Origin of the sequence: Microbacterium sp., assembly GCF_043427715.1 — a bacterium.
Classification (GTDB): Bacteria; Actinomycetota; Actinomycetes; order Actinomycetales; family Microbacteriaceae; genus Microbacterium.
Genome location: NZ_JBHWTD010000103.1, coordinates 135581 through 145494, shown reverse-complemented (window position 1 = coordinate 145494; position 9914 = coordinate 135581). Strand labels below are relative to the sequence as shown.

Here is a 9914-nt window from a genome sequence, read left to right as displayed (position 1 = left end):
CAATGTGAGGAGCGGTCATCGTGATGATGCCTTTCGAGTGGAGGTAAGAGACTTCTCGAAGGATCACACGGTGACCGCGTCTACGTCGCATCCGACGAGCCCGGGCCACCGCGCGCTACACCACTATGCGGGACTCCACTCACGTTCGACTTGGTTGCGGGCATGTTCTGGATGCCGTACACGTGCTCCACGCGGCCGCGATTAACGAGAGTCGTCTCGTCGAGGTCGCGTTCCATCGTCCAGTGCTTCCAGCCCATCGGCGTGCGCAGATAGATGCGGGTCCACTTGTAGAACTTCATCGGCTCGCCGAACGTCTGGATCACGTGCGCGGCGCGCGCGAAGTCCGCGGCATCCAACCCTTCGGTCCTCGGCGACGCAACGTACTCGTGCGGGGCACCTTCCGCATACGTCGTCGCGAATTGCCAGTCGAGCTCAGGCTCGAGATCGAGCCACCAATTGAGGTCCGTGCGGGTGATCACCGTTTCTCCAAGTTCCGCGCGGCCCACGAAGTCCGTGCAGAGACAGGATCGTCGGAACCGCCGACATCGGGCGACGAGAGCTGCGGTGAATCTGCACTTAGGCGACTGGCATGATGGCGCTATGGGTGACTTGGATCGCGGCGACGCTCCCGCTGGGGCTGCCTCAGTGCAGGAGCTGGTTGCGCGACGACAGAGTTCAGCTGACCGTTGGAACCTCGCGCTGGTACAACGCGCCGAGGTTTGGGACGAGTTGCGGATGCGCCACCTTCTTGACTCGCTGCTCGCCGACTACCCGATCGGTGCCATCCTGTTGAGTTCAGTCCGGGAACCCACGCGCGAGCTCGTCGTTCAGGCGGATGGGTCGCGAGCGGAGTCGGATGCGAACGCGGGATCATGGCAGATCCTTGACGGGCAGCAGCGCATCAACGCGATGTTCTCGATATTCACCCGGCACGGACAATACGGGCGCTTCCTTCTTGACATGCTGGTCGAGCGACCCGCCCCCGCACCGGCGCAGGGGCGAAGCGCGAAAGAGCGCGCCCTCCCCCATATCCGGCATCTGCGCGACGCGAACGACGAGTTGGAGTCCCGGGGGCGCTTCGTCGATCTCTCGGGTTGGGCTGACTGGGTCGAGAACCTGGACGACCCCCGGACCTGGCAGATCGATGAGCAGGCAATCGGTGAGCTGCTCCACGAGCTCGATCCGAAGTTCGCGCGAGATGTTCCGCTTGAAGCGCGGTCAACCGCAGTTCGTAACCTCGACCGGCTGATCCGAGCTTGGACCAAGCGCTCGATACCGATCCTCCGCGCAGAGATGGACACGCCCCTCGATGTCCTAGAGGTCTTCAGCAGGATTAATCTCGGCGGCGTCGATGTAGCGGGAGCGGACGTCTACTTCGCCGGCGTCAAGACCTTTTGGCGAGACGCCGAGGCCCGCCTGGACCAGGTCCTCGACGACGCGCCGATGCTCCGAAACAGGCTCGGCGCGCTGCGTTTCCTATCAAGGCTAGCCAGTCGCGCGCTCGGGCACGGTGACGTACTACCGCTCACGGTGGACAGGCTGGCAGGCAAGAAGGGAGAGCTCCTCCGCGCGGCACTCGCGGAGATAACTGAGCCCGGTTCTGATGCTCGGGTGAGGCTGGCGGCCTTCGCGTCCTGGTACACAGCCGAGTCGAGCCTCGGTTATGTGCTTCATCAAGTGACGGCCGAACTGTGGGATGACGTGCTGTCGTGGGCGGTGGCATCGCCGAGATCCGATGTCGACTGGTACCGAGCAAGTGTTGAAGCACTCGATACCTACCTACTCGGAGCGACGCTCTTCCGATACCGCGGTGTAATGGGAGATGCCTTCCGGCGCATCGCCTTCCAGGAGCCTCTCGAGGCAGGGAGCGATGCTCTGTCCTTCCCGCTGGATGAGATCGTCTCCGTTGTCAGAGCAAAGACCCGGTTGCGTGGGCCGCGCGGCCGCGCGGTAGGTGGAGTCGAGTCAGCGGGCGACCTCGAGACCCTCGCAGGTAGAAATGGTTGGATCCTCACCGCGCTTGCGCAACGCATCCCTTACCGCTCGCACCCCGAGGACGACTTTGACTGGGACCACATCTTCCCGCAAGCACAGGCGCACCGAATGTGGGTTCCCGGGCAGGGTGCGCGCCGACGACACCACCCCGACCGGCACTTGATCAACTCGACCGGCAATTTCTGGGCTCTCAATAGCTCGGCCAACCGGAGCCTGCAGGACATTTCCGGACGAAGGAAATTCGATCTGCTGCTCTCCTGGTTGCGCGATGGAGAAGCTTGGCGGGTGTGGGAGGCTGACCGCTGGTCGATCAGCGCTGAAGAGATCGAGCAGTTCGTCCTCGTCGATGAAAAGCTGAACGGCGATCCCGTCAGCATCGACGAAGCGATGGTCATCTTCAAGACGACTGTGACGGCGAGATCACGAAGGCTTCTTGACCAGGCGGTCATTCGGTTCCCCAAGTTGAGGACGATGGCAGACGACCCGATGGCGCCCATGCATGACCCCGCGCCGAAGGCGCGAGACTATCGAGACGCCCTCGGCCTATCGGTCGGGGATCTGACTCTGTCGACATTGGATCACGCCGAGGCGCGAGCGCAATTGCGCGAGCGAGCTCGCCGCCTCGGTGCGTTGATCGGAACTCGATTGTCGGAACAAGGCCTGCGCAAAGACCAGTGGCCGTGGGAGCCGAGCGGCGTTGGCGCTTCAGAGATGGCGTTCGCCGCGTTTGAGTTAGCGGGTGGGAACTGCGTCGAGCTGATGATCAAGTGGGATGCGACTTCAGGTGCACACTTCGAGTTCAAGGCGTATCCGCATAGGCGTCGACCCAACAACCCCCACCTGTACGCGGGGTTCGCTTCGATCGAACTGCTGGTTCCGTGGGCGGCAGATGACCGCGAGGTCGTTGAAAGGTTCCTCCATTTGGTGGGCGCTGTCCAGGAGACGTACCCGCGGTAGGCGATTGGTATCCATCACAGGAGAGCAGCGTGGGAGTGCCATGACTCCCACGCCGCCCTCCTGTTGCGATGGGTCAGCGAGCAACTCCGACGCCGGTGGTGGAGAGCAGCGTCACGAGCCTGCACCGAGCGTCGGCCCCGCGTGCCCGTCTGACCGGCGCCGAAGCTGCAGTTCAGCTTCTTCGATCCATTCGCGGGCGAGGGACGCGTAGCGGCGCCGGTCCTTCTGGTTGAGTCCGGCGAGTTTGGGGAGGAGTTCGAATGTCGTGCGCATGTGCCCGGGAATGTCATCGACAGGTCCGCCGGTGGATGACAGGAGGACCTCGACCACTCCAGCGGCGGTGCCGCCGCTGTCGATCAGCGCGACGAGCTCGCGGGCGTCCTTGTTCCCCTTCTCCGTCGCGTGCCGATCGAGCAGAGCGGCGATCTTCGTGGCGATGTGCGCGTCGAGGTTCAGCATGAGCCAGCCTTCGACCTTGAGGTCGGCGTCGACGTAGCGAGTGAGCACGCCGACATCGAGGAGGAGCTTCGTCCCGAGCTTGGACTCGTAGGGGAAGTAGGCGTCGACGTGGATGCCGTCGGCGTTGCCGCGCGCTTTCCGCCCGCCGCTGTGGAGGTGGTTCTCGCTGTACTCGGTGAGGCGTTCCGGGAGTTTCTGCCGGAGGCTCTGGTCGGTGATGATCAGGTCGATGTCGTGGCTGATCTCGCCGCCGACGCGGGCGTTCGTCGCCCACCCGCCGATGAGGATCGAGGGCTCGAGGTCGTATCCGAGCGAGTCGAGAAGCGCGCGCAGTCGTCCCTCATCGTCCGCACCGAGGATGGTCATCGGCCGTCACCTTCCTGGTCCCATTCGCGTTCTCGAACGAAGCTGGCGCGCAGAGCGTTCCGGAACTCGGATGCCTGCCACCCGGGAGTCGCGAAGAGATCGGCATACGTCTGCGCGAGACTCGAGTATCCATCCCAGGTCTTGGCTGCGCGCTTGTCCATCGACAGCACGCGGACTTCCTTGCCCGTGGACAGGCCGGTGAGGTTCACGGACGCGGGGAGATACACGATGTGCTCGCTGAAGTCCGCCACGGCTCGGCCCTTCAGGATCGCGTTCGCGGCGTCGGGGCCGCCGAGCGCGTAGGGGCCGATGTTGGAGTCGAGAAGCGGGTCGATGCCCGCGCGCGTCGTCCATGCGAGGGTGTCACGCTCGAGATTGCGCCACGCGCACAGCATCGTCAGCAGTTTGTCGACGCTGACGACCGCGAGCCCGCCACGGCTGTATCGTTCGACGGTCCCGTTGCTCTCGAGGCGCTCGAGCGCAAGATAGGCGGTGGTGCTCGGCACGCCGGCTTCGTAGGCGAGGTCGGCGACGTTCCGCCAGGTCCGCTCCCCCGCGAGAGCGCTGTCGGCAAGAGCGCGCCACACCAGCTCGTTGCCCTTCATCGCTCTCCTCGGTTTCCAGGTATCCCTGCGATCACAGTTACGGGATTATATGTAACCACGATTACAGGAAATTCGGAAGATGGTCGAGGGTCGCGAAATAGGGCTACGTGCTCAAGCTGTGTCCACATGGAGTCCAAGCGGTCATCCCTGAAGAAGAGCAAATCGGTCGCGATCCTTTGAAACCACTGGGATCCCGACCGTCCGCATATAGACGCGACGGCGGGAGTCGAACCCGCTGCGCAACCGGGTATGAGCCGGTGCCCGGGACCACCCGGACCGTCGCGATCCCCACACGCTAGCGTGCGCATCCGACATCTGCGCCCCTGATGTCCCGGGATGACCTCGCGTGTCGGTTCGTGACGGCGATGGCTGTCAGCCGCGAGGACCGCCCTTGCCGTTGCCGTTGCCGTTGCCACTGCCGCCGCTGCCGGGCCCGGTCTTGCGGTCCTTCTCCTTCGCGGCCTTCTCGGCGGCCTTCGCAGCCTCTTTCGCAGCCTTCGATGCGCCGGGGTCCGCCTTCGGCTTGGGCGCAGTCGGGGCGTCCACCGTGCGGGTGACCGGCTCGGTTGCCGTGTCGTCCGACGGCAGCGGCTCGATCTCGTCGGACTCGTCGGCGACCTCCTCCACCGCCGGCGTCGGAACGGTCGCGGTCGTCCCCACTTCGGGTGTCGCCGGACCGGGGACACCGCCCGCCCAGACGTTGCCGACGATCACGAGGACGACCGCGGCGACGGCCGCGTAGCCGGCCAGCGCCCACGGCCGCGTCCACACGCCCCGGCGCGCTCGCGACGAGGGGTGACGCGCGGCGCGTGTCGGGGGCAACGGCGGGACCGGTGGGATGGCGATCTTGGTCGCGGAGCGATTGCCGGCGGAGCTCGGCGTGACGGGAAGCGCGAGGGTCGGCTGTCCGAGCGAGGTTGCCGCGGCTGCCCGTGCGGGCCGGACGAGGTCGGTGGGCAGTGCCGCCGCCCGTTCCGCGACATCGCACGCGGCGGGTCGGTCGGCGGGGTCGATCGAGATCATCTCGCGCAGCAGCCCGGACCATTCCGGCCCGATCCAGTCCGGCACCTCCGGCGTCTGGATGAGCCGGGCCGTCACCTGACCGATGCCGGAAGCCTCAGGAAAGGCGCGATCGCCGGTGACGGCTTCGAGGAGCAGCAGGCCGAGGGCGTAGATATCCGCAGGGGGCCCCGCAGGCTCGCCGCGCACCTGCTCGGGAGCGAGGTAGGCGGCTGTGCCGATGACGGTGCCCGGTGCGGTGTGGCGGGTGCTGTCGGCGAGATAGGCGACGCCGAAGTCGGCGAGCTTCGCCCAGTAGCGACGGCCCGGGCTGGCGCTCGGCGCGAGGAGGACGTTCGACGGCTTGATGTCGCGGTGGATGATCCCGGCCCGATGGACGACGTGCAGCGCCGAGGCCAGTTCGACGGCCATCGCCGAAACTTCCGCGGCGGTCATCGGGCCTTCGTGCAAGGCCTGTGAGAGTGACGGCCCGTTGACGAATTCCATCACGAGGTACTCGGGTTCGCCCGGCCCGATCCGCGCGTCGTGCAGAGTGACGAGTGAGGGGTGGTTGAGGGAGGCGAGCAGGGCCATCTCGGTCCGGGCGCGAGGCGCGAGCGCGAGGTCATCGGCATCCGTGCGCATCATCTTCACGGCGACGGTCCGCCCCAGCAGCACATCTTCCGCGCGATATACGCGGGCCATGCCGCCCTGGCCGATGCAATCGCCCACCTGATAGCGGCCGCCCAGCAGCGCGGCCGTCTGCGGCGCGTCGTGCGGTTCGGTCACGGTTCTGCCTCCTGCGTGCCGCTCGGGTTCGCGACACCGCGACCGTATCCCGCAGCCACGGGTGTTCACGCCCCGGTTGACGGACGTCGCATTTGGTGCAAGCGCGACCGAGCGGCGCCCAGGCGGGACCGCTAACGTGTCGGGATGCCTCGCAACGTCCCCCGCGCCACGGCGGCGCAGCTGGCACTCGCCGCGCGGCGAGCCGGCGGCGATGTCTTCTCGGCTCGCCGTCTCATCCTCGCGGCCAAGACCGCGGTCGCCGCCGCACTGGCCTGGTATCTCGCGCCCTACGTGCCGTACGCCGACGCGGAGTACTCCTACTACGCGCCTCTCGGCGTCCTCGTCAGCATGTACCCGACCGTCGCGGACTCAGCCCGGGCCGGCGTGCAGGCTCTCATCGGGCTCGCGTGCGGCATCGCGATCGGGTTGGGCGGACTCGCGATCGTCGGTGCAGGGGCGCCGGGTATCGTCGCGCTCGCCGTCGTCATCGCGGCCGGAGTCGCGCTCGGCGGCATCCGCGCATTGGGCATCGGGCGCGACTGGATCGCCCTTGCCGGACTGTTCGTGCTCCTGCTCGGCGGAAGCGAAGCAGACGAATTCTCCTCCTCCTATCTGCTCACGATGGCGTTCGGCGTGCTGGTCGGGGTCATCGCCAACTACCTCCTGGTGCCGCCGCTGTACCTGCAGAGCGCCCGCGACCGGCTGTCCGACCTCCGCGCGGCCGTGACGACGTCCCTCGACCGCGCTGCGGACTCCGTGGCGGACGGGAAGCTGGATCCGGCGTCGCTGCGAGAAGACGGCGAGGGGCTCGCCCAACTGTCGGCCGCGGTGTCGGCGGACGTCGACGAGGCATCGCGCTCGGAACGTGCCAACGTCCGTGCCCGCGGGCTCGGCGGGGTGCACGACGAGAACTCGCAGCGGTGGTGGGGGCTCGAGCGCACCACCTACCTCGTGCGGGACCTGCTCGACGTGCTGGCGCACCACGAGAAGCTGGACAGTCGTCACGGTGACCCGGCCGCACTCGCCGAGGCGCTGCGCCGCGTCGCCGAGCTCGTTGCCACCCCGCCGGGAGACGCCGACATCACGGAGAGGACGGATGCCGCGTGGCAGGCCGTCGAGGAGTACGGCCGCACGCTGCCCGTCCCCGGCGACGCCGCCGACACCCACGGCCAGCCGGGTCTGTGGATCGCCGGGACGCTCGGCCGGATCATCGACATCTCACGCCGGGTGTACGCCGCGCTCGCGGAGTGATCACCGGTTCGATGTCCGAGGGGTCGCCGTAGACTGGGGGTGACATGACTGACCCTCTCACGCCCGTCATCCTGGGCGACTCGCCGTCCGGCGGCCGCCCCGACGAAGATCTGCTGCAGGGGCTCAACGCACCCCAGCGCGACGCCGTCACCTCCCGGGGGCCCGCACTCCTCATCGTCGCCGGTGCCGGCTCCGGCAAGACCAGCGTCCTCACCCGCCGCATCGCCTCGCTCCTGCGCACCCGTGAGGCCTACCCGAGCCAGATCCTCGCGATCACCTTCACCAACAAGGCCGCCGGCGAGATGCGCGACCGCGTGCGACAGCTGATCGGCGAGAGCGCTCAGGGCATGTGGATCTCCACCTTCCACTCCGCGTGCGTTCGCATCCTCCGCCGCGAGGCCGAGCAGTTCGGCTTCACCAAGAGCTTCACGATCTACGACTCCGGCGACTCCCGCGCGCTCATCAAGCGCCTCGTCAAGCAGCACGAGGGCGACGCGTTCGGGTTCACCCCGGCCGCGGTGCAGGGGCGCATCTCGAAGCTGAAGAACGAACTCGCCGACGCGGAGTCCTACGCTCGGCAGGCGAACATGAGCGATCCCGCGGAGCGCGTGTTCGTCGACATCTTCGCCGACTATCAGCGGGCCCTGCAGAAGGCGAACGCGTTCGACTTCGACGATCTCATCGCGCAGACCGTGTACCTCTTCCGTGCGTTTCCCCACGTCGCTGACGTGTACCGCAAGCGGTTCCGGCACATCCTCGTCGACGAGTACCAGGACACCAACCATGCCCAGTACGCGCTGATCCACGAGCTCACCCGGCCCGTCGTCGGCAAGGCGGGGGAAGCCTTCAGCAGCGGCGGCATGATGATCTTCGAGCCCGATGAGGCCCCTGAGGCAGAGGGCGCGTCGCTCACCGTCGTCGGCGACTCCGACCAGTCGATCTACGCCTTCCGCGGTGCCGACATCCGCAACATCAGCGAATTCGAGCGGGACTTCCCCGGAGCGAAGGTCGTGCTCCTGGAGCAGAACTACCGCTCGACTCAGAACATCCTGTCGGCGGCGAACGCGGTCATCGGCCACAACTTCGACCGTAAGGACAAGAAGCTGTGGACGGACGTGGGCGACGGCGAGCCGATCATCGGCTTCACCGGCTATTCGCAGCACGATGAGGCGCAGTTCGTCGCGGATGAGATCAACGCGCTGCGGCGCAAAGGCGTCGAATACTCCGAGATGGCGGTGTTCTACCGCACGAACTCGCAGTCCCGTGCGCTGGAGGAGATCTTCATCCGCGCCGCCGTGCCCTACAAGATCATGGGCGGCACGAAGTTCTACGAGCGCGCCGAGATCAAGGACGCCCTGGCGTACCTCGTCGCGGTGGCGAACCCCGCCGACGAGATGGCGGTGCGCCGGATCCTCAACCGTCCGCGTCGCGGCATCGGCGATGTGACCGAGACGGCGATCGCCCGGTACGCGGCGGAGGAGGGCATCACCTTCCGCGACGCGCTCGCGAACGCGTCGGCGCTCGGGGTGGGCCCCAAGATCCAGCAGGCCATCGTGCAGCTCGATGCGGTGCTCGCCGAGGCATCCGAGATCATGCTCCCGAGTTCGGGTGAGATCGCGCCGTCCACCTCCGTGACCGAGGGGCTGAACGTCCTGCTCGGAAAGTCCGGATACATGGACGCCCTGCGCATGTCGAAGGATCCGCAGGACGAGGCCCGGGTCGAGAACCTCGATGAGCTCGTCGCCGTGACCCGCGAGTTCGCCCGCAACAACCCCGACGGCACGCTCCTGGACTTCCTCACCGAGGTGACCCTGGTGTCGGATGCCGATGACCTCGACGACGCCAGCGGATCGGTGTCGCTCATGACGATGCACACGGCGAAGGGTCTCGAGTACGACGCCGTCTTCGTGACCGGCGTCGAGGAGGACCTGATTCCGCACCGGATCTCGGCGGGCGAGCCGGGCGGGCCGCAGGAGGAGCGGCGACTGTTCTATGTCGCGCTCACCCGCGCCCGCAAGCGTCTGCACCTCTCGCTCGCGATGACCCGTGCCCAGTTCGGTGAGGTCTCGGCCGCGATGCCCAGCCGCTTCCTGCAGGAGATCCCGCACGAGCTGATCCAGTGGCGCCAGTCACCCGGCGACGTCAACTCCCGCGGCGGCACGCAGTCGCGTGCGCTCAACGCGCGGCGAGACGGCGGGGGAGGCTCCCGCTTCGGCGGTTCGGGGCGGTACGGCGATGACCTGGTGCCGCTGCCGCCGCGCGATCGTCCGGCCGGTTCGATCGAGAAGTTCGCCAACCGCATCCCTGCCAAGATCCGCGACAACGGCGATCTCGAACTCGCCGCCGGCGACCGGATCAGGCACGACGACTTCGGCGAGGGCAAGGTCGACATGGTCACGGGGGAGGGCGCCAAGCGCGTCGCCCACGTCCGCTTCGACACCGCCGGCCCGAAGAAGCTCCTCATCAAGGTCGCGCCGATCACCAAGCTCTGAT

7 protein-coding genes and 1 tRNA gene are annotated in these 9914 nt (G+C 67.1%); 3 read left to right on the top strand and 5 right to left on the bottom strand.

The window, feature by feature from the left end:
- Positions 1-80: 80 nt before the first annotated feature.
- On the bottom strand, positions 81-479 hold the full coding sequence (locus ACHFGS_RS10965) for a hypothetical protein (RefSeq protein ID WP_394278461.1): 399 nt from the start codon (positions 477-479) through the stop codon (positions 81-83).
- 121 nt (positions 480-600) lie between these two features.
- Between ACHFGS_RS10965 and ACHFGS_RS10960 the strand changes: the two genes are divergently transcribed.
- Positions 601-2952: a DUF262 domain-containing protein gene (locus tag ACHFGS_RS10960; protein WP_394278460.1), complete on the top strand. Its 2352-nt coding sequence runs from the start codon at positions 601-603 to the stop codon at positions 2950-2952.
- A gap of 111 nt (positions 2953-3063) precedes the next feature.
- Here ACHFGS_RS10960 and ACHFGS_RS10955 read toward each other — a convergent pair whose 3' ends face one another.
- The 4 genes from ACHFGS_RS10955 to ACHFGS_RS10940 all read right to left on the bottom strand — a co-directional run bounded on the left by ACHFGS_RS10955 (position 3064) and on the right by ACHFGS_RS10940 (position 6170).
- On the bottom strand, positions 3064-3777 hold the full coding sequence (locus ACHFGS_RS10955; RefSeq protein WP_394278459.1) for a nucleotidyl transferase AbiEii/AbiGii toxin family protein: 714 nt from the start codon (positions 3775-3777) through the stop codon (positions 3064-3066).
- Positions 3774-4382, bottom strand: coding sequence for a hypothetical protein (locus tag ACHFGS_RS10950; protein ID WP_394278458.1), 609 nt, complete (start codon positions 4380-4382; stop codon positions 3774-3776). Before ACHFGS_RS10950 ends, ACHFGS_RS10955 begins: the two co-directional genes overlap by 4 nt.
- 211 nt (positions 4383-4593) lie before the next feature.
- A tRNA-Met gene (locus ACHFGS_RS10945) sits at positions 4594-4666 on the bottom strand.
- A gap of 88 nt (positions 4667-4754) precedes the next feature.
- A complete protein-coding gene (locus ACHFGS_RS10940; protein WP_394278457.1) occupies positions 4755-6170 on the bottom strand; it encodes a serine/threonine-protein kinase in 1416 nt (471 codons plus the stop codon).
- A gap of 144 nt (positions 6171-6314) precedes the next feature.
- Here ACHFGS_RS10940 and ACHFGS_RS10935 point away from each other — a divergent pair, with 144 nt between their 5' ends.
- Positions 6315-7421: an aromatic acid exporter family protein gene (locus ACHFGS_RS10935; RefSeq protein ID WP_394278456.1), complete on the top strand. Its 1107-nt coding sequence runs from the start codon at positions 6315-6317 to the stop codon at positions 7419-7421.
- A gap of 44 nt (positions 7422-7465) precedes the next feature.
- Entirely contained in the window at positions 7466-9913 is a 2448-nt protein-coding gene (locus tag ACHFGS_RS10930) for an ATP-dependent helicase (protein ID WP_394278455.1), read from the top strand.
- Position 9914 lies beyond the last annotated feature (1 nt).